Genomic DNA, 25585 nt, shown 5'->3' on the forward strand with positions numbered 1-25585 from the left:
ATTAGTCCTTCTTTTCGTGACGACGGCTGATCACCCCGTTCACGAAGGCAACGGCACCTTGCTCCAGCAGACCCAGCTTACGCTTGGCCATGCGTGAAAGCATGCCGTGAAGAATCAAAGTAGGAATGGCCACGATCAGACCCAGTGCGGTGGTAACGAGCGCTTCGGAAATACCCGAAGAAAGGCTCTTGGCGTCACCCGTGCCAAAGATCGTAATCAATTGGAAAGTCTTAATCATACCGATAACGGTACCCAGCAGACCCAACAGCGGAGCCGCTGCGGCGGTGATCGCGAGAAACGGCAAAAAACGCTCCAGATAAGGACGGGCCTTCAGGATTCGCTCGAACATCATTTCTTCGAGAATACCGCGCTTTTCCTCGGCGTTAATCACACCAGCAGCCAACATTTCACCAGCAGTGCCACCAATTTCGTTGGCCTTTTCCTGCGCCTTGTCCTGCTTGCCTTCGTTTACCAGATCGAGCAGCTCGTCGATCTGCTTAGGCATGGCAACCTTGAAGCTGAAGATTTCAAAGCACTTAAAGACCGCCAGCAAAATGGCGATAATGCCCAGGCCGATAATGACGTAACCAACCTGGCCGCCGTCCTCAACGTAGGCCATCAGAGATTTCTTGGCCTTGGCGACCTTGATTGCCTTACCCAGAGTTGCATCAAAGGGAAGCGCACCTGAGCCGGTCGAAACCGCATTAGAAATGCTTCCACTGATCGTTTCCGGTAAAGCGACGACTACCGGATCAGCCGCATTGAGCTGAGTTTCGACCAAGCCGTAGACACTTTTATCATTGCTCGTAAAGAAAACCGTCGGGCCAAACTTGGCAAACGTGCCTTCTTGCAGCACGCCTTCCGGGCTCAGCGCGGCACCCTCAAAAGTGTGGCCGCCAACGAGGTTTTCCATGCGATCCATGGCGGATTCCACCACGGCTACCTGCAAATCACGCTTTTCCTCCGGGCTCAAGTTTGCGTTCTTGGGTGCAAGCTTGGCGTCCTTAATATCAGCAGCATAGAGAGGATTCTCGGCCTTATCGATGCGTTGCTCAAAGCCTTCGATAAACTCATTGAGCAAACGGTTCACGAAATCTGACTGCTCCTGCAACTGGCTCACCTGGCGTTCCAGTGAGGATAAATCGATCGTGCGGCTGTCCTTGATCTTCAGCAAGCGATTGTGCTCACGGCGCAACTCGGTCGCCTGGCTTTCCAACTCGGCAACTTCCGTCGATAGCGGGACCCGCTCCTCTTGAATCGTCTCACGGACATCCGCAAGTTTCTTCAGGGATGCTTCCAACTTTGCGTCAACGTCGCTCGAAACTTGATCAAAATTCTGGGCACCCAGTGGCAGTGCCAGCGCGCCAGCGATCGTCAGCAAGGAAGTATAAGTGATAATCCGTTTCATGTTAAAAATAGTAAAATTGCTCGTTACTGGACGCTGATGGGGAGCGCGACGAATTCGATCACATCAGTGTTGCCTTCATACATGTCGATGAAGCGCTTGGCGTCCGCCGCCAGTTCCTTATTCTCAGTCCACACCCAGCCATCGCTGGTCGGCTTACCGAAGCCAGCCGTCTTGCCCTGGGAGTCCACGTAAATGGCGAATGACATGCCCCAATAGACTGTTTTGACCTGGATTTTCTGGCCGCCCACTTCACGCGTCTCGCCAACAAAGGTCGCGGTGCTATTAAACTTCTCCGCCTGATTAAGGATCGCGAGAACCTGGCCCATGCGCTTGCCCAGCGTAGCATCCGACTCTTCGGGATTCTCTGGGATCTGGACGATCAGCGGCTCGAGCTTGGCCTTAAGCGGTTCCGGGAAAATCTTCACCAACTCCAGTATTTGCTTCTCCAGCGTTGCGACCTGTTGGGCCAATGCGATATCAGCGATCTGCAATTGGTCTTTCTTGTCGAGCAGCTCCTTGCGCGATTGGTCGCTGGCGGTTTCCTCGGACTTCAGCTCTTTGACCTGTTCATCCAGCGCCTTTACCTGATTGCTCAGCAGGTCTCTCGTGGCGATCAGCAGCTCCTTGTCTGCCTCCCAATCAGTGACTTCCTTGGAAATCATCTGGCGAGTCTCGACCCACTTGGCGAGCTTCTCCTTCGCGACGGAAGGGTCGCTCTGAGCGGAGAGTGATGTCCAACCAAGACAGCAGGCAATAAGTGTGTTTGCGATGACGCGAATCTTCATAAGGAAAGTAAATTAAAATTCAGTCGCCAACGTAGAACAGATTTACCCCGCCTTGACTAGAGGTAGGTTGTTAAACTTGTGTCACATATTACAGTTGGGTTACGACTCCGTAACCCGCGCGTCACATTGCGATTTTGCATTCATAAATGTGACCCCTCAGCCGCGTTAAGTGGTAAACCGCAGGCCTTTTGTCACTATCGTAATACGGACATGAAGAAACCCCGGCATTCCTAGCCGGGGTTTCTATGTGTCTTGCTGACTGTAGCTGCTAACTATTGTGATCTATGAAATACTTATGCTCCGGGAGGCGCGGCTGGAACATCGCCGAGATCGCTGCTGCGGGGCGGGCCCTGGCGGCGATCAGCGGGACCGTTTTGACCATTGCCCTGGCCTTGACGGCGGTTCATGCCTTGGCGGGCGGCCTGGCGCTCCTCATCGCTGAGGACTCCGTCACCGTCGGCGTCAAAACGTTCCAATATTTTTGCTTCACGCTCGGCAATGAAAGCATCGAACTGCGCGCGCTCCTCATTGGACAGCGTGCCGTCCTTGTTGGCGTCAAAGCGGCGCAGGGCCATTTCTTCACGATGTGCTTCGCGGGCGGTTTCGCGCTCGGCTTGATCGAGCTGGCCGTCGCCGTTGGCGTCAAACTTCGCCAGGATGTCTTCCTTGGACGGACGGTTCGGGCGCTGCTGGTTCTGCTGGCCTTTGGGGCGCTGTCCACCGGGGCCGGCGTTTTCGCTTTGCGGCTGATTGCCATCACCATTGCCGTCACCGAGTGCGGCAGATTCTGCATGAACGAGGCCAGCCGAGAGCAGACCGCAGAGAATTAAATACTTTAGAGATTTCATTGTGGATATTTCTGGTTAAAGGTTGTCGTGGTTGGTAACTGTTTAGATTCAACCCAGCCACCCGCCAAAAGTTGCAGAAAAAATAGCCACAGAGAGTGATTGAAGTACGCTCCAAGCCTGTGTTGTATTAATAGATCAATGTTTGAAGTCACCTTCAGCGACCAGAGCATGTCGATGCTCAACCGGCTGGATATCATGATCCAAATGCCGATTATCGAACGGTTCAGCAACCTCACCAGTAAGGAGCTGTCCGCCGGCAGTGACGACGTGGGCAAGTTCGAGCGCGGCGGCAAGACCTACTACCGCCTCCGAGCGGGCGAATACCGCATCTACTTCGAGGTCATCAACGACAGCCGCCTGCTGAGCCACTACATCATCCACAAGCACACCCTGGCCGACTTTATTTTCCGTTTCAAACTCCCCTACCACGAGGAAACGCTCGTCGAGCAAAACCAATCCTTCTGGCAATACGTGGAGAGCCTCACCAGCCGTCAGCAGGAAAGACTGCCCGACGGCCAATCCGAGCACCCTGGCAAACATCCCGGTAATGTCTAAAACGCCCCCAAAAGATTCACAAGAATCCGGGCTGCCCTATAAAAACGTCGATGAGGCTGCCCGCATATATATGCTGCCGAACCTCTTCACGGCGGGTAACCTCTTCTTCGGCTTCCTGGCCATCATTTGGTGCATCCGCGGTCGCTACGACGCCACCGAAGCGCAGATCAATGAATACTTCACCGAGGCGGTGTTCTTCATCCTTGGCGCGGGCGTGTGCGACATGCTTGACGGCCGCGTGGCCCGCATGGGCGGCCGCGAATCCCTTTTCGGCAAGGAGTTCGACTCCATTGCCGACATGGTCAGCTTCGGCATGGCCCCCTGCCTGATGATGTTTTTCCTGATCCTCAGCCCGACCGAGGGTTACGAGTTTTTCCGCCAAATTGGTTGGCTAATCGGCTTTATTTACCTGCTCTGTGCCGGCATCCGCCTGGCCCGGTATAACATCATTACCAACCCGTTCATTCCCGGCATCGACAAATCTTCGGGCCTGGGCGACTTTCGCGGACTACCCGCCCCTGCTGCCGCCGGCATGGTGTCCTCCATCATGCTCGCGATGCTCAACTTTGACTTCCAGCGCGGCTTCTACCTGTTTCTGCCGCCACTGATGCTCCTGATTGCCTGGATGATGGTCAGCAATGTGCGCTACCCGAGCTTCAAACATCTCGGCTGGCAGACACACATGCGGGTGCAGCATTTCATCGGGCTGATAATCCTCGTGATGCTGCTTATCTTCTTCTGGCGCATCTCCTTTACCCTGCTGTTTTTGATTTACCTCTTCTACGGGCTGTTCCGGCATTTCCGCAATCGCCGTACGCTCGGCGCGGCGGATGACGATTAATGCCGGATCCATTACCACCCCTCACTGACCAGGCGGACCGCGATCGCTTTACCAGCGAGCTGGACCGGAACTTCACCGTCACCGCGCCTGCCGGGGTCGGAAAAACCACGGCCATTGTTAGCCGCGTCGTTGCGCTGGCCAAGGCCGACGCCCACTTGGATGACAAGCTCCTGCCACGCCTGGCTGTCGTCACCTACACCCGCAAGGCTGCTGACGAAATGCGTCGCCGCACCCACGCCAAGCTGCACGAGGTCCACGCCGGGCCCGATGTGATGACCAGCTTTAACCAGGCTTTCTTTGGCACGATCCACAGCTTTTGCCTGGAGCTATTGCGCACGTTTGGCCCCTTGGCGGGACTGCCGCCGCAGTTCGAGCAAGCAGGCAATCTCGAGGCGCTGCAGCGCGATTTTCTCCGCAGCAAAGACACCCTGCTCGCCTGCCTGCCCGAAGGCTCACGCCTCAGCCTGGAGCGCCACGGCTCGATGGTCGACATTCTCAAGCTGATGAGCCAGTTCGGCACGCGCATCCCCGAGCCCGAGCCGCCTGGACCCGCGCCCATGGTGGATGTCGCTCCGATTCTCAATTTCAAACCCGAGAATAAGCGCGGCCTAAAAGGCATTGAGGAAGGGCAGCGCCTTGCCGCCGAATGGCAAACCGCCTACGCCACCGGTGAGCCTTGCCCTCCCCCAGATTTCGACAAAGGCAGCGCGGACTTTAAACCCATTTTCCAGGCCGCCTGGCGCCCGCTCAAGCTCTGGCTCGGCCAGGCGTATCTTTATGTGGCCGCGCATTTGGCGCGCGAGTTTCGCGACTACCGAGTCCAGCGCGGCGAGATCACTTACGACGACCAAGTGGCGCTCGCGGCCTGGCTAATGAACCACGAGGCCGCCGGGCCCGCCATCCGCGAAGAGCAGCGCCTGGTCATTCTTGACGAGGCGCAGGACACCGACCCGCTACAGTTCGCGGTGTTGCTCAATGTCGCAGGCGGGCAATGGTCACCCGGCCAGCCGATGGCCGAATCCGTGGGCCCGCCGCCGGGCCGGTTTTGCATGGTCGGCGACCCTCAGCAATCCATTTACAGCGACCGCGCCGACCTGCCGACCTATCGCTCGATCCACGAGGGCCTTGTCGACCAGAACGCCGCCGACGCGCTCAGCTTCACCGTCACCATGCGTTGCGATGCCGAGATCGTCAGCGCCGTGAACCGCTTTTTTCCGCAGATTCTGCGCCGCGAGGATGAGCCCGGCGAACAAGCCGCCTTTGTCCCGTTGGAAGCCCGGCCCAATGCCGGCCCCGGCAGCTTCGAGCGTCTGCTGCTCCACCCACCCGCCGACTACGACGCCGGCTCCCAGCCCGCGAAAACAAGCCTCAAAGCCGAGGCCGTGGCGATCTCTCAGTGGCTGGTCGAAGTCGGCCTTGAAGGGCTCGGCGCCAGCGATTGGAGCGAGGTCGCCATCCTCACCCCGCGCAACGACTGGGCCGAGGCGCTGCACCAGGCCATCGAGCGCGCGCGCCTGCCCGTGCAATCGCATTCGCGCAAGGTCAAGCGGGCCGACGACCCCGTCTGGTCCTGGGCCGCCGCGCTGGTCCGCATCATGGCGCACCCCGAGGACGACTTTGAGATCGTCGGCGTGCTGCGCGAAATCTTTGCCCTGCCCGATGGCGCCATCGCGGTCGTCAAGCACGAGCTGCGGAGCTTCCTCAGCGTCACGCCCGAGCACCGCAGTGACTTCTCCGGTAGCGAAAAAGCGCTGGCCGTCATCGAGGCGCTCTTGATTTTAAAATCGCTCCATGCCGCCATTCATGAGCTGGCCCTGAGCGACGCCTTCCGCGTCATCTGCGACACGCTGCAACTCGGCGAACGCCTCGCCTCCCTGCCCGATCTGGACCCCGCCCGCATCGACCAAGGCCTCAAGCGCATGCAGGCCGCCGCCATGCAAGCCGAGGAGCACGGCGACACGCTGGCCGACTGGTCACGCCAGCTTATGCTTGCCCGCGGCAACGACATCGAGAGCGACGACCCCGCCCCCGGCCAGATCCAGCTGCTCTCCTGCCACAAGTCCAAGGGCCTGCAGTGGGAGGTCGTCATCACGCCGTTTTTCCACTACCCGGTCTCGCGCCGGCCAGAGAACTTTCCCCGGCTCTACGAAGCCTCGGGCGGCGCGCAGGACTACGTCGCCTACGACTCCAGTTGCGAGAACGAGCTGGCCAATGACGCCCTTCGCCGTTTCCGCGAGGAAACCGAGCGGCTGGCCTACGTTACCTGGACCCGCGCCCGTAAACGCGTCATCGCGGTCGACGCTGCCGCCTATTATAAAAACCCCGGCGCATCGATGAGCTGGCTCGACCTCTGCCACTGCCTCGAAGAAGAGTCCAACGGCTTTGTCTGGGCCGGCATGCGGGAGTTTGCGCCCGCCAGCGAGCCCGTGACCGAGTCCCCCGCAGGCGACGACAACGAACCCGCCGCAGCGCCCGCGTTTTTCATGACAATAGAGCCCGTGAGCGAAAGCCTGCGCGCGCAAAGCCAGCAGTTCCCGCAACGTATTTTGCCCAGTAGCCTTGCCCAACATGGCGCGCCAGTTGAGACCGACTCCGCCCACGGTCACGCCCGCGACGAGAGCGACTGGCAATCCGAGCCCGGCTACCCCGAGACGCAGGACGGCAGCAGCGCCCTCGGCGGCGCCGACTACGGTAACTGGTGGCACGACTCGATGGAGCGCGGCCCCTGGGGCCAGCCGATCGAAGCCTGGGTGGACTACCAGGCGCAAGTCGTCCCCCACGCGCCCAACGAAGAGCGCGGCGCGCAGGAATTCGCCGCCCTGCTGAGCACCGAAGAATTTCTCTGGCTCAACCACGCCGACCGCCAAGTCCGCGCCGAGGCCTCCCTCTTCTGGCCGGAGTCTGCCCACGCCCCCGACGAGCTGGAGCTCGGGCTGGAACTCGCCGCCGCTCCCGCCACGTTTGCCTACGATGGCTTCATCGACCTGCTCGCCTACGACGCCTCCCGCGACGCCTGGCGCATCGTCGACTGGAAGACGGACCGCATTTTCAAAAACGCCGGCCCCGAGCTGCGCGCCTGCTACGGCCCCCAGCTCGCCGCCTACGTCACCGCGCTCAAAGTGATGTTCTCCCGCCCCGTCGAAGGCTACCTCTACAGCACTCGCAAAGCCCAGTGGATCAAATTATAGATCTGCTCAAAGCGATATTGGCAAAGAACATCACCCGCAACCAAGCCAAGACGCGCTGCCCCCAATAAATAACCCCTAAAACCTTACCATGACGATACGGGAACTCGCCGCTCTTGCCGGAGTCAGCCGGACGACGGTCTCCTATGGGCTCAAAAATGACCCGCGGGTCAGCCCCAAGACCTGTGCCCGGATTCAGGCGCTAGCGCGCGAGCACGGTTACACGCCCAGCCCCATTATTAATACGCTAATGAAAGAGGTCCGGGCCGGCGCCGTTCGACACCGGAAGTATTCTTTGGCTTATCTCTGTACCCGGGGAACCATTGGCGGCGAGCCCAGATACGCCTTTGAAAGAGCCATGCTGATGGGCGCCAAATTGGAGGCCGAGGAACTCGGCTACGATCTGGAGCTATTGGATTGCACTCCCTCGAATATCGACGAACGGCAACTGGAGCGAATCCTGATTGCGCGTGGGCAGCGCGGAGTAATCGTGGGGCCAACTCAAGAGCATCATGGGCGAATCCAACTGAACTGGCAGAATTTTTCGGTGGTATGTTGCGGTTTTTCTGTTGAGGAGCCACAAGCCGACCGCGTAACCGCAGACCTGTTTGCCGCTTTTACCGATGGCCTGAATCTCATTCTGAGCCGTGGTTATGATCCAGTCTTTGCGGTGATGGACCCGCAAACCAACCTCCGCCTGGGGCAGCGCTGGCTATCTGTCGTGTCCCTACAGCAGCGGCTAACCGGCTCCCAGAAAGTGCAGCTGTTCTCAAATGTAACTGAAGCCCTGCCATCGCTGGAGCAATTGGTGAAAGCTGGAAAAACCCCGGCAATCTTCGGGCAAAGCAATTGCCTGAATCAACTCCGGGACCATGGATTTAGAGTGCCTGAGCAAGTGGGGCTCCTCGCCTTTGACAACCTTCCGGATGTGCCAGAAGCTGCCGCCATCATCCAGCCGCACCTGCTGTTGGGGCGGCGCGCAGTGGCGCAGCTCGCCATGTTGGTTGAGCGCGGCAGTCGTGGCGTTCCTGAGACGCCATGCCGGATTTCCATGAGCTGTGGCTGGCAGGAAGGCGCTACCTTGCCGAAACGTTCCAAATAAAAATCGCCCAAATACTGACGTGTCAGCATCCAGGACGCTTGTTACTTATATAGGAGAAAGCCTAGGGTGGAAATATGGTAAAAACCTACTCCACTCCAATAATTACAGCAAACTTGTCACTCCTGCTCTTGCTGAGCGTTTCCCAAGCTACGGCCAATGTCGTTTACTACGAGCCATTTGCCGATCCGGCCGAAGCGCCTCCTACCGGATGGACTGCTGCGAACGGAACCAGTGGCGAAGTCGCCGGCTCGCTCAGCTATCCGGGACTCGCCCCTTCCTCGGGCAACCACTTTGGCATCTCTGGTCCGGCGAACTACAGCAGCCCGACCTTTACCGCAATGACCAGCGGTGAGACTTATTTCTACTCCCTGCTGTTCCGCATGGATGACTTGTCCAGCCTCAGCACCACAGGCTTCGGTTCCAACCTGATCCTGCTGTCCCCGACTACGACCGTCTCCAATGGCGTCGCGAGCTTCGGTGTGGTGAAAGACGCGGACAATGCATCTGCCTATAATCTGGTATTCGACGGTGACTTCCGCGGCCCCAGCAGCGGCAGCAGCGTCAAGGATCCCAATCTCATCGAATACAGTCCGGGGCAAACGATACTGCTGATTGGCTCCTACACCAATGGCACGGGCGAAGCCAACTTTTGGGTCAACCCCGACTCCTCCAGCTTTGGCTCCATCTCCGCGCCGACGCCCTACATATCGGATACTGGCAACAACAGCCGCCTGATACAGATGATGCTAATCAATAGCGGCACATCAGCGTCTACGCGCCCTGGCTTCAGCATTGATGAGATCCGCGTCGGCACAAGCTGGGCAGACGTGACCCCGGCCAACATTCCCGAGCCCGGTGAGACTGCCCTGATCATTTCGGGAGTGTTGCTTTCCGTTGCTTGGATGCGTCGTCGTTCGCGCAATCAATAATCGCACCGCCCCGTCGACGGCTTCCTCTACAGCACCCGCGCCGCCCGGTGGACTAAGCTGTAAGCTGAGACGCAAGACACCAAACCACTGCAGTTTTCACTTAACCACGGAGCACAAGAAAAGACGGAGAAAACAGAACTCCATACCTCCGTGTGCTCCGTGGTTGAATTTCCTCTGCCTCAAACCCGTGCTCCTCAGCATCTATGCACGGGCCCCCGCTCATCTTCGTGCGCTTGGTGTCCTTCGTGGTTAAACAATCCTGCCCCAGCGCACAGACCGCTCTACCCTTCTTCCACATAGCGGCGCAGGCGGCGGGTGGCCCTTTAAGAAAACGGCTGGCGCAAACTCCCGGCATTGCTGACAATGTTACTCGGGAAAAGCTAGCGCTACGCCAGCGCATCTGCGCAGCGTATGCCATCCAATGCCGCGCTGACAATGCCGCCCGCGTATCCTGCCCCTTCGGCGCAAGGGAAGAGTCCTCGCACCTCTGGGTGTTGCAACGTCTCCGGATCACGCGGTATACGAACCGGTGAGCTCGTGCGCGTTTCAAAGCCAATCAGGTTGCAATCCTCGGTAATGTAGCCGCGCATTTGCTTGCCAAACAGCGTGAGCCCACGGCGCATGCGGCTGACAATCCATTCCGGCAACAATTCGTCGATGCGCGCCTCGTGGATACCGGGGAAATAACTCGTCGCCGGAAGGTCTTGCGATGCCTTACCTTTGAGAAAATCAGTCACGCGCTGCCCGGGCGCCTTTTGTCCGCCGCCGCCTGCTTGCTTGGCCACCTGCTCCAACTGCTTTTGAAACGCGATGCCCGCTAGCACGCCATGCTCGGCTTGCAACGGCTGCGTGTCCTCGGGCTCCACGGTGACCACCATGCCGCTGTTCGCAAACGGCGAATCGCGCCGCGCCAAGCTCATCCCATTCACCACGACTTCGTCGTTTTCGGTCGCCGCCGGCACGATGAACCCGCCCGGGCACATGCAAAACGAATGCACGCCCCGGTCGTCGATCTTCGTCGCCAGGCGATAGCTGGCCGCCGGCAAATAAAGCGGGCGCTCGTCCCCGTTCGGGTAGTGATACTGCAGGCTGTCGATCAGCGGCTGCGGGTGCTCGATGCGCACGCCGACCGCAAACGCCTTTTGCTCCAGGCGAATCCCCTTGCGGTGCAGCAGTTGATAAATGTCGCGCGCAGAATGTCCCGTAGCGAGGATCACCTGGCTCGCCAGAAACTCGCGTCCATCGGCCGTTTGCACGCCTTGGATCTGGTTGCCGTCGAGTAGGATGTCGGTCACCTTCGCGCCGAAGTTGACCTCCCCGCCCGCCGCGATGATCGACTCGCGCATCGCCATGACGACCTTGGGCAGCAGGTTCGAGCCGATGTGCGGATGCGCGTCGACGAGGATGCGCTCCGGCGCGCCATGCGCGACCAGCGTTTGGTAAATGTCGCCCACCGGCCCGCGCTTCGTCGCGCGTGTGTAGAGCTTGCCATCGGAAAAGGTTCCCGCGCCGCCCTCGCCAAAGCAGTAGTTGGAGTCCTCGATCACCGTCCCGTGCTTGAGAATCGGTCCGAGGTCAAAACGCCGCGCCGAAGCGTCCTTGCCCCGTTCCAAAATAACAGGCTTCATCCCCCGCTCCAGGCAACGCAGCCCGGCAAAGAGCCCCGCGGGACCGCAGCCAACAATAACCACCGCCGCCGCATCCTCGCTGACCGTCGGATAATCCGGCTTCAGATCCGGCTCCGGCGGCAGCATCTGATCCAAACCAACCTCAAAGCGCAGTTGCGCCTTGATCTGTCTTTGGCGGGCATCGATCGAGTGCTTGCGCAGACGGAATTCAATCACGCGGTCCGGCGACACATCGAGCTTCTTCGCCAACGCCATCCGCTGCACCGCGATGTCTTCCGACTGTTCAATCGGAAGAATAATATCCACCATCAGCGGCGGCGTTGCTGGATCGGAATCAGCCATAGGTAAACGTAGTGATGGGCCAGAATCCACCAATGAACAAGTCTAAGTTCACACCGTTGCAGCCTTCGCTTTCGCCTTCCAACCGGAAGTCCAATCCAACTAGCCAAAAGAAGGGCGCAGTCCCGCTCAGCGGGACAAGCCGCCACGTTGCCTCCCAAAGGTAGCGGCCAGCGTCCCCGCTGGCCACCATGTAGGCTGAAAACAAATGGTATTGGGCAAAATCAAATTCGCGGACACGCATTAGCGCGGACCGATTCCTTCTGCCTGTTCCAACTGGCCAATTTGATCAATAAAACCAAACCACTCCACCGATGCGGCTTGTCAAGAGACTGCGCCCTACCCCCACTCCATCGAACGGCGGCAACAGAGCGCCGCCCTCCACCACTCCGCCGCCTTTTTCCGTTAATCTTTTTCCTTTTTCCTCCTTGGCCTCCGCCAAGGATTACTGCATAATATTTCACTGATCATTAAAACACAACCAACTTCAACACTTCCACACCTCCCAACCTCCACACCACTACCACAATGCCATCACTCAACTATTACCTAACTCCCTTTGCGCCAGGCGCTAAGGACCAAGACTCCCGCCCGCAATACGTCGCAAGACCCGCGGCCTGCGGCGGCCTGAACGATCAGCAGCTCGCCCGGCTAATTGCCCAGCGCTGCACGCTGACCGAGGCCGACGTCCAGGCGACGCTGATCGAGCTGCGCCAGCACATCCTGCGGACCGTCGCCGAGGGCGGGCGCGTCAACCTGCAAGGCCTCGTCGAGTTCTACCCGAAGCTGCGCGGCACGTTTGACGACCTCAACGAGCGCCGCGACCCCAAGCGCCACAAGCTCAACATTGGCGCGCGCCCCTGCAAGTCTCTCAACAAAGAGCTCAGTCGCGAGCCAATCAGCTGGCGACGCGTCCCCGGGCCCGAGGAATCGCCGATCCTCCACCAGGTGCGCGACACGCGCAGCGGCGAGCTCAACGCCACGCTCTCGCCCGGCGGCCCGGTGGGCCTCACCGGCATGCGGCTCAAGTTCAGCGAGTCGCGCCCCGACGAAGGTGTCTTCCTGATCCCCGTCCGCCAACCTGGCTCTCTGCCCGCCAAACGCGAAATCCGCGTGGACCACTACTTCGGCGTCCGCCCGAAGGAAATCTGGTTCCTCGCCCCGGATGACCTCCCCGCCGGCCAATACGAGCTGGAGCTCCGCACCCGCTCCCGCGGCGGCGAACACCTCCTGCGCGAACGCTGCCAACACCGCCTAACCTGCCCTGAGCCTGCCAAAGCGGCCTGCCCTGAGCTAGTCGAAGGGGCCTGCCCTGAACTTAGCAAAGAGCCCGCGCCCCAGCCTGAGGCGTCCCAATCAGAACCCACGGCGGAGAAAATTCCCGCCTAAGTATCGCCGACTGCGCGACCCAGCGTCGCCGACTGTCAATCGAGGCGTCGCCGACTCTTCCTAGAAGTGTCGCCGACGCTTTTTCACGTACCCCTACTGGGTTTGGTCACAACCCTTACCTTGTTTGGGTCAGAAACATGGGGAGGGTTGGGTCTGAAGGACGTGCTAAATATGCTGAAATCCGAGCCACTACGATTAAAGCCAAAATTCATGAAAAAAATGCTTCGGCCACATTCATCCGATTATTGAAGAAACTAAGTTTCAGCGATATTCTGACTAAGTTTTCTTACTAACTTTATCCGCAATTTTATTTGTGCCTGAAGAATTGAATTCCGCTTCAAGCCCATTTGGACCCGCTCTTAATCTTGAAGAGGCCCTCAATAGTGTAGCCAACATGTCTTCGCTGGGATGACGTGCATCAGCTGGCGAAATCTTGTCCTCAAATAGATTAATTGTAAGCCGATCAAGCAACTCAGAGGATATCTCCTTATCTTTGTCTTTTCTCCACTCTAAGGCTAATTCAACAACCCAGCTAGCTCGGTCAATATCCAGTAATATTCTTTTGAGGCGGAATTCCTCGGAGGCATGTGCTTCTGACCAGCGATCATTCCAGCGAATATAATAAATCAGCATGAATAGAGCACCAACAGCTAGCAATATGGGCTTAAGATAAGCTATTATCATGTGGCTAATTGCAACAGTTCCAATCGAAGGCTCACTTGATTCAGAAAGTACTATTGGGTTTACCGAAAAATACCCAACCCCGAAAACCAACATGCAAATAGCTAGAACAAAAGCAGTATGAATTGGAATTCGCTTTCTAATTGTGCCTTTACTCAACCCAAAAGTTTCTAGACTATTTGAAACATCAGACTTTAACCCCTCTCTTAACTGACGACGAGCATGCGTATTTGAACTATCATCAAGTTCCTTCAGCCGTTTGGCTAATGCTTTCTTCTCTTTTTCAAGGGAAGTTTGCGCAAGATCATGTTCAGTCTCTAATTTCTTCCGAAGTTCACTAATCTCAAGATCCTTGCGACTGCAGCGATCATAAAATCTTTTGTCCTGCTCTTCTTGAAAATCTTGCTGTATGCTTATTTGGTGAGTAGCAGCTTCTTGGAGTTGGCGAACTAATTCATGCTGATGTCGGTAGAACGTATCGATTTCCTTGCCAAAAACCTCTGCAAAATTGCTATCCCTAGCTGTAGTTGGGAACTGTTTAAAAGCTGAAGCAAAAAGTAATGCGCTTAGATTTGGATTAGTATCTGTGCTAACCGTTACGTCATCTAGTGGCTCTTGTCGGGTAACATGAATTCGGGCCGCTTTTCCATTATAACTGAAATCTAAGTGTATCAATAAGAAGACTGTGGAATTAGCTTCCAAAATCCGCTTTATGACTTCATCCGATTCAGCCTCATCTAGATTACAGTCGAGCCGAGAATTGTTTGATTCGAGCCAAAGAGCTAACTTGGGATCGGCTACTTTTTCCAATGCCTCAACCGCCATCCTGAATCGCGAAATGATATCGCTATCTGTTCGCTTGAATGTTTTGAAGTTTCTACTGGGCATATTATAGATTGTTTTTGTAAAAGATGATCCAATCGACTTTTACATAATTTGGCCAGATATAACTCAATCCAGTTATACCAAACTAATGGGAGGAAAGGACGTGAGACCTTATTATTTACACACCAACCGTGGAGGTATAGTCAAATACCTGAATCCACTTTGTTACCAATCGGCTGTTTCTAGAAAAATTAATTGTTGCTCGGGGAGCGCGATATCAGTTTCAATTTCCGAGTGGGGTGATGGGCTTTCGCAGATTCTAAAGAAAAATAGAGTCCCATCGGTAACCCGATACCGGGTAATTGTGCTACCTGTGCCCAAAATCGCCTGTGGTGAATCAACCCATGTGTCGCTGTTGAGGCTGAAGGAATGCTGAATGTTATAATACATTCCTGCCTGTGACTCGAATGTTATCTGTACCGTTTTATATATGCTAATGTCCTGTTGGAACTCAATAATTGAAGGATCTGTTGTGGGTGCAGTGATCGGTTTTAGACTCGTGAGCCGAAATCCTAAGTTGTTGCGTTCGGTTTCAGGAGCTTCTGTATTTCTTAACGTAGAGAGTAACACGCTGGAAATGCCACCACCCGTGCCGAAAGCGCCACCACGAACAACGCGATGATCTAGATAAATAGTGTCTTCTGTCCATTCTCTAACGTTACCACCTTGATCATAGGTTCCAAAATAGCTCGGTATTGAATATCCCACCTCAGCGATGTCACCTGGGTTGCTGCCATCTCCTGGGTTGTAATTTGCTTGAGCACCAGATGGCTCAGTATTGCTGCGAGTGGGATACGTCCAATATTCTCCTGGAGCATTGGGATCGTAATATGCCGCTTTATGCCATTCGTCTTGATTTGCGATGGCTACACCACCAGCGCTCCAAGCAGTGGCGTTTCTTCCAATGGATGCATTCACCGGAAATGCAACTCCGTTAAGCATATATACGCCAGTTTCAGTGGTGCTATTATCCTGTTGGCCGGTGGGTTGCCCGTTGGTAAGCCAATTTGCAAAACGAGCTACATTCCAGAAGGAAACAAAATTGACAGGCTTATTACCATACCCACTTCGGGTAGTATAGCTGTAGTTTCCTGGCGATCCTACTCGTAGAATGCCGCCAGAATAATCTGGATTGCCCATGTTTGTGTTGTAGAGCTCGAATGTGTCAGTTTTGGCTACCGCGTTTAGGAATATTGCATATTGTGTATTAGTTACTTCGTATTTTGAAATATAGTAGTCGTAATTGACCGTACCTAGGTCAGTAAGCGGATCGGGGGAATTCCCTGACTGGTTGATTAAAACCACCGGCAGATCAACACCGGACACAGAAGTGATTAGAGTGTTGATGTAAAATATGAGTGTGAGGCAGCGCTTCATTAAATAGACTATCTTAGGTTATAGGTAATTTTTCAAAAATAATATTAGATTATTTTCAGATAGCTGACATTTAGATCTGCCCATTAGGGCTGATGGTATATCACGCAACTGTTAGATTGCGTGATCAATTGTAAAACTCGGGGTATCGCTTGATTTCCTGAATAGAATCGAAAACGGTTTGGATGAACGCCTTTCCCAATCCTTCAACTTCGCCCTCGTAAAATGCCTGAGCTTCGGAAACCTCCTCCCAGACTTCGTATGCAAAGATGACCTCCATCTAGGCGTTTTCGAAGCGCTGGAAAAAGTCTTTTTCCGGGATGCCGGAGTCCTTGCCACTGACCAGCGCATTGAAGCGCTCCTCGGCAACGGCGATCCATTCCGTATCCAATTCGTTGAGCTCCGCATTGTGAACACTTTGCAAGAGATAATTCGCCAACGCTTCACGGTCGGCGGCAGAGAGTTTCATCGCCTGCTGCTCAATCTCTTTTAACAAATGCACCATATCCCCATGGCTAGCCAGAATGGCAGTTCAGTCAATTGGATTTCAAAAGCTAAAGACGCGCGAAACCACAGGACGAGACTCAAGCGCCTCGGCATAGATCATACGCAGCTTGCAGCTCTTGAACGGGATCGCCGGAGGGGATGAACTCGTGGCCGATGAAGCCGGTGTAACCGGTTTGCTCAATGGCGCGGATGATGGCCGGGTAGTTGAGTTCCTGAGAGTCGCCGATGGGACCGCGGCCCGGATTGCCGGCGGTGTGGTAGTGGGCGATGTGGGCGTGGTGCTCGCCGATGGTCCGGATGATGTCGCCCTCCATGATCTGCATGTGGTAGATGTCGTAGAGCAGCTTGAAGGCCGGTGAGTTCACCCGCTGGCACAGCGCGACGCCCCATTCCGTGTGGTCGCACTGGTAGTCGCGGTGGTTCACCTTGCTGTTGAGCAGCTCCATGATGAGCGTGACGCCCGCCTGCTCGGCGATGGGCGCGACGCGCTCCAAGAGCTGCGCGCAGTTGTCCAGGCCAGCAGCGTCGCTGAGCCCGTCCCGGTTGCCCGAGAAGCAAATCAGATCGGGAATGCCGAATGCGGCTGCCCGGTCGATATTCGCGCGGAGTTCCTGCTCGATGCGGTCGGCGTTCTCCAGTCGGTTCATGCCCGCTTCGATCGAAGTGTGCCCGACAATGCTAACGATGGTCAGCCCCGCATCACGCGCCATTGGCCACAGCTCCGGCTCGATGAGCTCGACGCCGTCATAGCCGATGCGGGCGGCCGCTTGCAGGAGTTCGGCGGCCGCGACTCCCTTGTTGGCGAAGCACCACCAGGAAAAAGATTGTTTCAGTGTGCTCATGTCGGGATCAGGTTCAGGATTTCCAATGGAAGCTGATATTGGATGGCTCGTCCAGAGAGATGGTCGTCATTCAGGCGGAAGAGTCGTTTGCGGAAAGGTTGTCCACCCAGGCGACGTCATTACATCCGTAAGTTTCAATGCGCTGCGAATACCATTTACCATTCGACGATGTGACCGAACCGGGTGCTTCAATTGCCAACGGCACGGTAGTGTTGCGTGGCAAAATGAATCACCGCGCAACCACCCCTAAGCCGTAGGGCGGGCTTTGGGCTTGGGGGGCCTGGCGGCGGGGGCTTTGGGCTGTTCGCCTTTTTGGATTTGGCGGCCGGTCTCGGTGAGGATGGCGCGGATGGCGTCGGGGATGACTGGCTTGGACAAGTAGTAGTTCATGCCGGCGTCGAGGAACTTCTGGCCGTCGCCGACGTTGGCGAAAGCGGTGGTCGCGACGATGGGGATGTTGACGTATTCCGGGCCGCAGGCACCACTGCGGATGGCCTGGGTGGCCTCGATGCCGTCGACGTTGGGCATCATGATGTCCATGAAGATGAGGTTGTAGGGCTTTTGCACGAGTTGCTCCTGCGCCTTGAGACCGTCGGTGGCGAAGTCAGCCCGGTGGCCCATCTTTTCCAGAATGGCTTTCATCGTAATGCAGTTGAGCGTGTTGTCGTCGACCACGAGCACATCGAGCACGAAAAGGTTTTTTGAGAGCGACGTCTTGAGCAGCGAACGCGAGGACAACTTGGAGCCGAGCGTTTCCTTTTTCGTGACGAAGCCTTCGGCAAAAAAGCGGATGTTGAAACGCGCGCCGCCACTCTCACTGGGCTCGTAATTAATGGTGCCGCCGAGCCCCTTTTCGACCATGAATTTTGAGATACTCAGGCCCAGCCCCGTGCCCTCGTATTTGCGCGTTTTGGAGTCGACGAGTTGATGAAATGGCTTGAAGAGTTCGTTGCGTTTGGCCGGGTCAATGCCGATGCCGGTATCGGCGACTTGAATGGCGACCTCGTATTGGTTTTTGGTGCCGTTGGTCGTGTAGTGCCGGTAAAAAACCTCCAACTGAATGTGCCCCTGGTCGGTGTATTTGATGGCGTTGGAGACGAGGTTGACGAGGGCTTGGCGGAGGCAATTACGATCGCAAATGACCTGAAGCTCCTTGTCATCGTCGTTGTGGTTGCACTCAAAGACGATGTCTTTACGCGAGGCCTCTTCCTTGAAAAGAGTGTGCACTTCCTCGATGACATGCGAGAGGCTAAAGCGCGTGGCCTGGATCTCAAACGAACCGGCATTGATCTTGGTGTAGTCGAGCACGTTGGTCAAAATATTGAGCAACGCGTCGGTGCTTTGGGTAATGGTGTTGAGGTATTCGAGCTGGTCAGGACGTGGGTCGGAGGTAATGAGGATTTCCGACAGGCCGTTAATGCAGTTGAGCGGCGTGCGGATTTCGTGGCTCATTGTGGCCAAAAAGAGCTCTTTGGTGTCGGCCGTGGCCTCGGCTTTTTCCGCCACTTCCAGAGAATGTGCTAACTGCTTTTTGAGGCGCTCGTTCTCGGCAAGCAGTTTTTCGTTTTTGCGATGAAACCGGTCGAACAAGAAAACGAGCGCGATCAGTACCAACAGTCCTATCAGCAACCCGCCCGTCGAAATAAGGAAATCCATAGCTAATGTTGATTAATAAATAGCGTTCCGACGAGTTTTTTTTATAGGCCCACAAGTCTCAAAGTGGAACGCTAAACCCCTCTGAGGCACCAGTGAAGTTAAGTAAAGCCCGTTCCGTACACCCCTTATCGGCAGCCATGAACGCCACTTAATCCGCGCTTTTTGTTGGCGGGCTACGCGGCGTTTTGTAAGCTTAGGGTTAATGCTCACGAAAACTTCTTTGCTCGCCGGCTGCCTTGCACTGGCGCTCGCGCTCGCCGGTTGCGGCGGCGATAAATCCAACTCCGCCCGGGAGACGCCCAAGACCTTTATTCTCGCGCGTGGCAGTGATGCGCAGAAGCTCGACCCTGCCGACGTGGACGACGGCGAGTCCGTCAATGCGCTGGCCCAGATTTGCGAGGGGCTGCTGCGCTTTAAGCCCGGCACACTGGAGCTGGAGCCATGGCTGGCGGAGTCGTTTGAGTCGTCCGAGGACGGGCTCAGCCACACCTTCAAGCTACGCGAGGGGGTCCAGTTTCACGACGGCACTCCGCTCACGGCGGAGACCGCGGCCTTCAGCTTTCGCCGGCAGCTCGACCCAAGCCATCCCGCGCATTTGGCCACGGCGAGCTTCGTTTACTGGAACTACCTTTACAACGACATCGAGGCCGTGGAAGTCGTCGACCCGATGACGCTGCGCTTTCGCCTCAAGCAGCCCAATGCGACGATTCTCTACTCTTTGGCGATCTTTCCAGCGTGGCTGATCAGCCCCAACACGCCGCCCGCAGAGATCCCCAGCAAACCGGTCGGCACCGGCCCGTACGTGTTCGATCACTGGGAAAAGGACCAGGCCATCTCGCTGCGCCGCAACGAGGAATACTGGGCGTATCCTCCGCATTTCGACCGCGTGGTCCTCAACACGATTCCGGAAAACACCGTGCGCCGCCTGGCGCTGACCTCCGGGGCGGTGTCTGCCATCGACGGCGTGCAACCGGCCGAGGCCGAGACCGTTGCGCAGGACCCACTCTTTAAGCTCTACCGTGGCCCGAGCATGAACGTCGGCTACCTGGCCATTCAGACCGAAAACCCGAAGTTTGCCGATCCCGAGATCCGCCGCGCGCTGGCCATGGCCATCGACCGCGAGGCCTTGGTAAAGCTTGCGCTCGACGGTGCGGCTCTGCCCGCGAGCTACCCGATACCGCCCGGCTTCCTTGGCGAACCCAAGGGCGAGGACCCGCCTTTTACCTACGATCCTGCCGCCGCCAAGGCCATCCTGACCCAGTATCCGGAGTTCACCCAAGAGCCCATCGTGCTGAGCACACTCAGCGACTCGCGCCCGTATTTTCCCGATCCGCAGCGCGTGGCCTCGCTGATCCGCAGCGACTGGGAAGCCATCGGCCTGCAAGTGGAGATCGAGACGCGCGACTTCAAAAGCCACCTGCAAACGCTTCGCAATGGCGACTACGAGTGCGGGCTCATCGGCTGGATCGGCGACAACGGCGACCCGGATAATTTCCTCGCGACTTTCTTTCACAGCCGCGCCGCCGTCAAAGGCAGCGCCACGAATTTCGCCTTCTATCAGAACCCGAAAATGGACGAGCTACTCGACGAGGCCCGCCGGGTCAGCAACACCGCCGAACGCGCCAAGCTCTACAACGCCGCGCTGGCCGAGTGGTCCCGCGACTTGCCAATCATCCCCCTGGTCCACGCCGAGCAAATGGTGCTAATGCGCGCGGAGTTCACCGGCTTCACCCTCTCGCCGACGGGCAATATTTTCCTCGGTCCGGTCAAGGCCAAGTAGCCACGGCCATGTGACAGCAAGCCAGCTTTGGACAATTGTTATTGCAGCGGTCTGCCCGATACATCATCGTCCAGCGCAACAACGCCACCCATGAAAGCATTCGCCATCGCCACGGTTATCATCCTGATCGTCCTGCTCTTGGACCTGAATTACAACATCCGCGCCCTGCGTGAAGATACCGCGCAATTGCTGCAAGTGGAGGCGTCGACCAGTTCGACGCAATCATCCGTGAGGCGTCAGTCATTGAGTGCATCGGCGGACAGCGAGGCCATCGTCGCCCTCATCAAGGCGGAGCTGGAAGCCCAACTTGCCGAAAACCAACTCGCCCTGATCGCGCAGTTGGAAAAAGAGCGGGAGCTAAACGCCGCTGCCCAGCAGGAGGCCATTGCCGAATATTTCGCCTCAAGCGACTTCGAGGACCGCCTCTGGGGTATCGTTAACGGCTTCATTCTTGATTTCCTGCACCCGGAAAACCAGGCACTGATCGAAAAGCAAATACAAGAGCAGGCCCAAGCTTATCAAGAAGAGCAGGATCGCAAATTTCCCGAGCGGCGCATCACCAATAACCTTCGCATGATCGCCTCCGCTGGGCAGCAGTATATCCTCGAAGAAGGCGTGAGCAGCGTGAACTACTCACAGCTGGTCGGTGATTATTTCCGGCCGTTTGACCCCGTCGCCGGTGAGCGCTACGACAACATCACCATCTCCGAAGACGGCGGCACCATCCGCGCCACCACCGTCGATGGCAAGGTGGTGGAATTTTCGTACTAGACGTTTTTTCCAGTAATTTCGCTAGCTTACTAGCGATTACACGAATTAATCACTCGATATATTGAATGAGTTAGAGTTGACCCCCTGCGAATAACACGTAATGCTAACGTTATGTCACCTACCCTAACAAAGACAATAATGGCTACCGCATCACTCGTCACAATCCCCCTGCTATCTGAGGCCGTTGTGGCCGTTCAGTGGGGGCCCGATACGAATGTAACTGGCGGCGGATTCGGGATAAACCTTTCCCCGAACTCTCCCGATCCCAGCATCATCGACCTGACGGATCCCGGCAACCCAGATCCTGCGACCAACGGCGGCACCTATTATCCGAATAACACCAATTCGCGCTCCCCGGTGTTCTTCTACACAGGCGTCGCGAATGCTGGTGAACTGGACAACCGAATCATTAATAATACCGCCCCCGCCACCTCAGAAATGCGTCTTGGCATTCGCGACACTGATGGCGGCGACGGATTTGTGGCACAAGGAGCCAACTTGGTGCTTTGGACGCAAACCGGCTTTGATTACGCCTCCGGTCCGGACCACGGCTTCCTCAACGGGTATGACTCCACCCCAGCCACGCTGGAAAGCATCAACAGCAGCTGGGCCACCAACGGCGGAACGGCAGCTGCCCAAACCACGCTCTATTTTATCATCCGCCTCGGCAGCGATTTCTATGCGGCCGGTGGTGACTCGCTTTCAGCAAGCACGGACTTGCTCGACCCCGCAGCGGCAACGTGGTATAACTACGATCCGCTGACAGACATTGAAGCAATTGGCAGCGAGGCCACGCTCACTAATTTCGACAACCTGACCGCCGCCGGCGTTATGACGGCGTTCGATTATACTTCCGGCAGCGCTATTTATCTTAACGCTGAGCTGGGCGAGTTTCAGGTAAACGTCGTCCCCGAACCGCAGACCTACGCCTTGATCGCCGGTTGCACCGGCCTGCTAATCGCTATCCGCCGCCGCCAAAAGCGCAGCTAAGCGAAATAGAAAGCCCAGTTTCAAACCAAAAGCGCCGGTGTTAGCTGGCGCTTTTTTTTGTGTTCCTCGGGAGGATGAATACAGCGGAGAAAGCGCCGCCTGAACAGCTTGCCAGATGCAACGGTGGGTTGCTTTGTGAAGAGGAGTTCAAGCGTTCGCATCAGTAAAAATGTAGGGCTCGCGCTTGCGCGATGCCGCCGTTACCCCTTCGCCTGCAGTCTGCGGCGTCGCGCAAGCGCGAGCCCTACATCATTCCGCGGACAGGGAGACAACGCAGTGGCGGGAAGCATTTTTACACGCCTACCGGCAACCCTGCTTTAACTGCAACGGCGCGATATCTTAGTTAATCCGCTGCTCCATGTAGCGGGCGAGCTCGATGAGGACGGTGTTGTTGCCGCCGAGCTGCTCGAAGCGCTTCACGGCTTCCTCGGTGTGCTCGTGGGCCTTGGCGCGGGAGGCGTCGAGGCCGTAGAGAGCCGGATAGGTCATCTTGTTGTTCTCTTCGTCGGCACCCACGGGCTTGCCCATGGTTTCGGCGTCAGAGGTTTCGTCGAGAATGTCGTCGATAATCTGGAAAGCCAGGCCAACGTGCTTGCCCGCCTCACGCATGATGGCGACGTGCTCGGCGTCGGCACCCGTCAGGCGGTAGCCCATGGTCAGCGACGTGGTGATCAGCGCGCCGGTCTTATTTAAATGAATGAACTCCAGGCGGTCGGCAGTGGGCTCGTCGCGTTCGCCGAGGAGGTCTTCCATCTGCCCACCAATGAGTTTTTCGCTGCCGGCGGCGTCGCCGAGGTCGTGCACGAGGTCCACCGCGAGTTGCGGATCGTAGCGGTATTTGTCAGCCAGAATCCAAAGGGCGTAGGTCAGCAGAGCGTCACCAGCCAAGAGCGCGGTTTCCTCGTCGAACTGCTTGTGGCAGGTCGGGCGGCCGCGGCGCAGATCGGAGTCGTCCATGCAGGGCAGGTCGTCGTGGATCAGGCTGTAGGTGTGCAGGCACTCCATGGCGACGCAGGCTGGCATCGGGTCGTGCTGGGACTCAAACAACTCGTAAGCCGCGAGGATGAGGCATGGGCGCAGGCGCTTGCCGCCAGCCTGGAGACTGTAGCGCATTGCTTCGTGCAGGACGGCCGGGCGGACGCTCGCAGCCGGGGTGAGCTCATCAAGGGCGCGCTCGACGCGCTCGCGGTATTCGTTTACTGTTGCTTTGAAATCCATGGGAGAGACAATCTGGGGCAATTCAAAACCGGACGGTATGGCAAGCATTGAGAACATTGGCGAGCGCATTTTTAACGAAGAGGACAGCTGGAAGAAGCTGCTCATTGGCGGAGCTATGTGCCTGACGATCATCGGGCTGCCGCTGGCCTTCGGCTATTTATTCGCCTACGCCTTCAACCTGCGTAAGAACGCGCTCGCCCCCCTGCCCCGCTGGGACAACTGGCAGCGGATGTTTATGGTGGGCCTGCACAGCCTGGCGGTCTTCGTGGCCTGGGTAGGTATTCCCATGGCGCTGGCGCTGATCATCACCTGGCTCTTTGGCATGGTCCCAGGATCGTTTTTAGACATCTTTTCGTGGCTGGCCCGCGCGGGTGCACTAGTCGTGGGACTGCCGATGTTCTGCTCGGCGCTGATTCATTATCAAAACACCCAGGAGTGGTCCTCACTGGCGGACGTGGAATCGATCTTCGCGCCAGTGCAGGAAAACTGGATCCGCCTGATCATCCCCAGCGTGGCTTGGATCGGCCTGATCGTCATTGGCCTGCCGCTGCTGCCCTTCACCTTTTTTCTTGGCATGACGCTCTACGTGGCTTACGCGATTCCGCTGCTTTCCCAAAACACCGGGAAAGCACCGAAGCTTTAATTTCACCAGACGCTCACAACGACCATGCCCACATACGATTATTTTTGCTCCGCCTGCGACACGGAGTTCGAGTATTTTCAGTCTATGAAGGACGACCCGCTGACCGACTGCCCGCACTGCAAGAAGAAGGGCAAGGTAAAGCGCCAGATCAGTTCCGGTGCCGGCATAATCTTCAAAGGGAGCGGCTTCTACGAAACCGACTACAAGACCAAGTCTGGCAGCAAGTCCGAGGGCGATTCCAAGGGCGGCGAGTCGAAGTCGGAATCCAAGAAGGAAACGAAGTCCGAGAGCAAGAAGAGCGACAGCACTTCCAAGAAGGCAACGTGACCTTGCATCCAAAGATTTTTGCCTAGCAAAAATGGTAGGGCGCAGTCTCCAGACAAGCCGCCAGCATCCTGCTGGACCGATAAATTTGCTCACTGGGCAAATGCCACTCCTACGCGGCGGCTTGTCTGGAGACTGCGCCCTACCTCTTAGACATCAGCAGTAAGGATCGCGCCATCACCGCGAACATCCACAACAGGCCGCCGACCATGATCGCGCGACCGATGAATAGCACCGTGCGCGCGATGTAGATATCCTGGTCGAGGCAATCGAGTATCGTCAGGATGTTGTTCCAATCGTGTCCGTCGACCTCGCGGCCCGTGTGCCCACCAATCAAGGTCAACTGCAGCGAGCGGGCGTCGTTAATGTAGATCGAGGTATCGACCAGACTTTGCCCAGCCCACCAGAGGCCAAGGCCCGCCGCGTAGCAGTCGCGGTTTTTGATTAAAAACGCCCCTGCCAGAATCAGCGGCATCAGTAGTTGACCCAGTCCACCGCCAAGGAACATGAGCAGCTCGTTGCCGAATACGCCAAAGATCCAGTGCCCGGCCTCGTGGAAGATCAGATTCACGCGATTGAGCCAGAAATGGTGGTCATCGAGCAGTCGCAGCGGCAACTGGAAAAACGGGATACTCACCCACACGACCAGGCACCAAAAGGCGAAACGCGCTCCCGTGGCCCAGGAGTCGTCGGCCTTCGGCGCGCCGAGCAAGTGCTCCCCCGCCCAACTGCCGAAGCCTTGCCCGCCTGCCGCTGCGGGGACCGCTGGTGCTGAGGATTCGGTGAGCGGGCTCTGGCAGGCCGGACAAGCCAGTGATGCGCCATGTGCCTGAATCGTCGTTTCCTCAAACTCCCAGCTTTGCGAGCACGTGTTGCAGCGGTAATGGCGCATCGGGCGATAATCT

At 56.9% G+C, this 25585-nt stretch carries 24 protein-coding genes; 11 read left to right on the plus strand and 13 right to left on the minus strand.

Features of this window, described 5'->3' with window-relative positions:
* Position 1: 1 nt before the first annotated feature.
* From O3S85_RS11290 to O3S85_RS11300, 3 genes are all read right to left on the minus strand, one after another.
* Positions 2-1408, minus strand: a complete 1407-nt coding sequence (locus O3S85_RS11290) for a MotA/TolQ/ExbB proton channel family protein (protein WP_269540432.1) — start codon at positions 1406-1408, stop codon at positions 2-4.
* 23 nt (positions 1409-1431) lie between these two features.
* Positions 1432-2193, minus strand: coding sequence for a DUF3450 family protein (locus O3S85_RS11295; protein WP_269540434.1), 762 nt, complete (start codon positions 2191-2193; stop codon positions 1432-1434).
* A gap of 293 nt (positions 2194-2486) precedes the next feature.
* Positions 2487-3041, minus strand: coding sequence for an EF-hand domain-containing protein (locus tag O3S85_RS11300; protein ID WP_269540436.1), 555 nt, complete (start codon positions 3039-3041; stop codon positions 2487-2489).
* A 138-nt stretch (positions 3042-3179) separates the two neighbouring features.
* On the opposite strand from O3S85_RS11300, the gene O3S85_RS11305 reads away from it, so the two are divergent.
* From O3S85_RS11305 to O3S85_RS11325, 5 genes are all read left to right on the plus strand, one after another.
* The gene (locus tag O3S85_RS11305) at positions 3180-3596 is read left to right on the plus strand and encodes a type II toxin-antitoxin system RelE family toxin (RefSeq protein WP_269540438.1); all 417 of its coding nucleotides are present in this window, start codon (positions 3180-3182) and stop codon (positions 3594-3596) included.
* The gene (locus O3S85_RS11310; RefSeq protein WP_269540440.1) at positions 3589-4437 is read left to right on the plus strand and encodes a CDP-alcohol phosphatidyltransferase family protein; all 849 of its coding nucleotides are present in this window, start codon (positions 3589-3591) and stop codon (positions 4435-4437) included. Before O3S85_RS11305 ends, O3S85_RS11310 begins: the two co-directional genes overlap by 8 nt.
* On the plus strand, positions 4437-7625 hold the full coding sequence (locus tag O3S85_RS11315; RefSeq protein WP_269540442.1) for a UvrD-helicase domain-containing protein: 3189 nt from the start codon (positions 4437-4439) through the stop codon (positions 7623-7625). The genes O3S85_RS11310 and O3S85_RS11315 overlap by 1 nt, the downstream gene beginning before the upstream one ends.
* Before the next feature lie 88 nt (positions 7626-7713).
* Positions 7714-8724, plus strand: a complete 1011-nt coding sequence (locus O3S85_RS11320) for a LacI family DNA-binding transcriptional regulator (protein ID WP_269540444.1) — start codon at positions 7714-7716, stop codon at positions 8722-8724.
* Positions 8725-8837: 113 nt separating this feature from the next.
* Positions 8838-9653, plus strand: a complete 816-nt coding sequence (locus O3S85_RS11325) for a hypothetical protein (protein ID WP_269540446.1) — start codon at positions 8838-8840, stop codon at positions 9651-9653.
* Positions 9654-10039: 386 nt separating this feature from the next.
* On the opposite strand, the gene O3S85_RS11330 is transcribed toward O3S85_RS11325, so the two are convergent.
* Both O3S85_RS11330 and O3S85_RS11335 read right to left on the minus strand, forming a co-directional pair.
* Positions 10040-11623: an NAD(P)/FAD-dependent oxidoreductase gene (locus tag O3S85_RS11330; protein WP_269540448.1), complete on the minus strand. Its 1584-nt coding sequence runs from the start codon at positions 11621-11623 to the stop codon at positions 10040-10042.
* Positions 11616-11864, minus strand: coding sequence for a hypothetical protein (locus O3S85_RS11335; protein ID WP_269540450.1), 249 nt, complete (start codon positions 11862-11864; stop codon positions 11616-11618). The genes O3S85_RS11330 and O3S85_RS11335 overlap by 8 nt, the downstream gene beginning before the upstream one ends.
* 284 nt (positions 11865-12148) lie before the next feature.
* On the opposite strand from O3S85_RS11335, the gene O3S85_RS11340 reads away from it, so the two are divergent.
* The gene (locus O3S85_RS11340; protein ID WP_269540452.1) at positions 12149-13009 is read left to right on the plus strand and encodes an HU family DNA-binding protein; all 861 of its coding nucleotides are present in this window, start codon (positions 12149-12151) and stop codon (positions 13007-13009) included.
* A 276-nt stretch (positions 13010-13285) separates the two neighbouring features.
* On the opposite strand, the gene O3S85_RS11345 is transcribed toward O3S85_RS11340, so the two are convergent.
* From O3S85_RS11345 to O3S85_RS11370, 6 genes are all read right to left on the minus strand, one after another.
* On the minus strand, positions 13286-14515 hold the full coding sequence (locus O3S85_RS11345) for a hypothetical protein (RefSeq protein ID WP_269540454.1): 1230 nt from the start codon (positions 14513-14515) through the stop codon (positions 13286-13288).
* Between the two features lie 225 nt (positions 14516-14740).
* Entirely contained in the window at positions 14741-15952 is a 1212-nt protein-coding gene (locus O3S85_RS11350) for a formylglycine-generating enzyme family protein (protein WP_269540456.1), read from the minus strand.
* Between the two features lie 124 nt (positions 15953-16076).
* The gene (locus tag O3S85_RS11355) at positions 16077-16229 is read right to left on the minus strand and encodes a hypothetical protein (protein WP_269540458.1); all 153 of its coding nucleotides are present in this window, start codon (positions 16227-16229) and stop codon (positions 16077-16079) included.
* Positions 16230-16418, minus strand: a complete 189-nt coding sequence (locus tag O3S85_RS11360; RefSeq protein ID WP_269540460.1) for an addiction module protein — start codon at positions 16416-16418, stop codon at positions 16230-16232. It lies immediately after the preceding gene.
* 115 nt (positions 16419-16533) lie between these two features.
* Entirely contained in the window at positions 16534-17298 is a 765-nt protein-coding gene (locus tag O3S85_RS11365; RefSeq protein WP_269540462.1) for a hydroxypyruvate isomerase family protein, read from the minus strand.
* Between the two features lie 246 nt (positions 17299-17544).
* Positions 17545-18954, minus strand: coding sequence for an ATP-binding protein (locus tag O3S85_RS11370; protein WP_269540464.1), 1410 nt, complete (start codon positions 18952-18954; stop codon positions 17545-17547).
* Between the two features lie 202 nt (positions 18955-19156).
* Between O3S85_RS11370 and O3S85_RS11375 the strand changes: the two genes are divergently transcribed.
* The 3 genes from O3S85_RS11375 (at position 19157) to O3S85_RS11385 (ending at position 22495) form a co-directional block, all read left to right on the plus strand.
* Positions 19157-20734 carry an ABC transporter substrate-binding protein gene (locus O3S85_RS11375; RefSeq protein WP_269540466.1) on the plus strand — a complete coding sequence of 526 codons (1578 nt, stop codon included), beginning with the start codon at positions 19157-19159 and terminating at the stop codon, positions 20732-20734.
* Positions 20735-20824: 90 nt separating this feature from the next.
* Positions 20825-21505: a hypothetical protein gene (locus O3S85_RS11380; protein WP_269540468.1), complete on the plus strand. Its 681-nt coding sequence runs from the start codon at positions 20825-20827 to the stop codon at positions 21503-21505.
* Positions 21506-21643: 138 nt separating this feature from the next.
* Positions 21644-22495 (plus strand): hypothetical protein, encoded by an 852-nt coding sequence (locus tag O3S85_RS11385; RefSeq protein WP_269540470.1) that lies wholly within the window; start codon positions 21644-21646, stop codon positions 22493-22495.
* Between the two features lie 339 nt (positions 22496-22834).
* Here O3S85_RS11385 and O3S85_RS11390 read toward each other — a convergent pair whose 3' ends face one another.
* Entirely contained in the window at positions 22835-23713 is an 879-nt protein-coding gene (locus O3S85_RS11390) for a polyprenyl synthetase family protein (RefSeq protein WP_269540472.1), read from the minus strand.
* On the opposite strand from O3S85_RS11390, the gene O3S85_RS11395 reads away from it, so the two are divergent.
* Both O3S85_RS11395 and O3S85_RS11400 read left to right on the plus strand, forming a co-directional pair.
* A complete protein-coding gene (locus O3S85_RS11395; RefSeq protein ID WP_269540474.1) occupies positions 23712-24356 on the plus strand; it encodes a DUF4013 domain-containing protein in 645 nt (214 codons plus the stop codon). The genes O3S85_RS11390 and O3S85_RS11395 overlap by 2 nt on opposite strands.
* Before the next feature lie 24 nt (positions 24357-24380).
* On the plus strand, positions 24381-24683 hold the full coding sequence (locus O3S85_RS11400) for an FmdB family zinc ribbon protein (protein ID WP_269540476.1): 303 nt from the start codon (positions 24381-24383) through the stop codon (positions 24681-24683).
* A gap of 139 nt (positions 24684-24822) precedes the next feature.
* On the opposite strand, the gene O3S85_RS11405 is transcribed toward O3S85_RS11400, so the two are convergent.
* Entirely contained in the window at positions 24823-25572 is a 750-nt protein-coding gene (locus O3S85_RS11405) for a hypothetical protein (RefSeq protein ID WP_269540478.1), read from the minus strand.
* Positions 25573-25585: the final 13 nt, after the last annotated feature.

Source organism: Cerasicoccus sp. TK19100 (genome assembly GCF_027257155.1).
Classification (GTDB): Bacteria; Verrucomicrobiota; Verrucomicrobiia; order Opitutales; family Cerasicoccaceae; genus Cerasicoccus; species Cerasicoccus fimbriatus.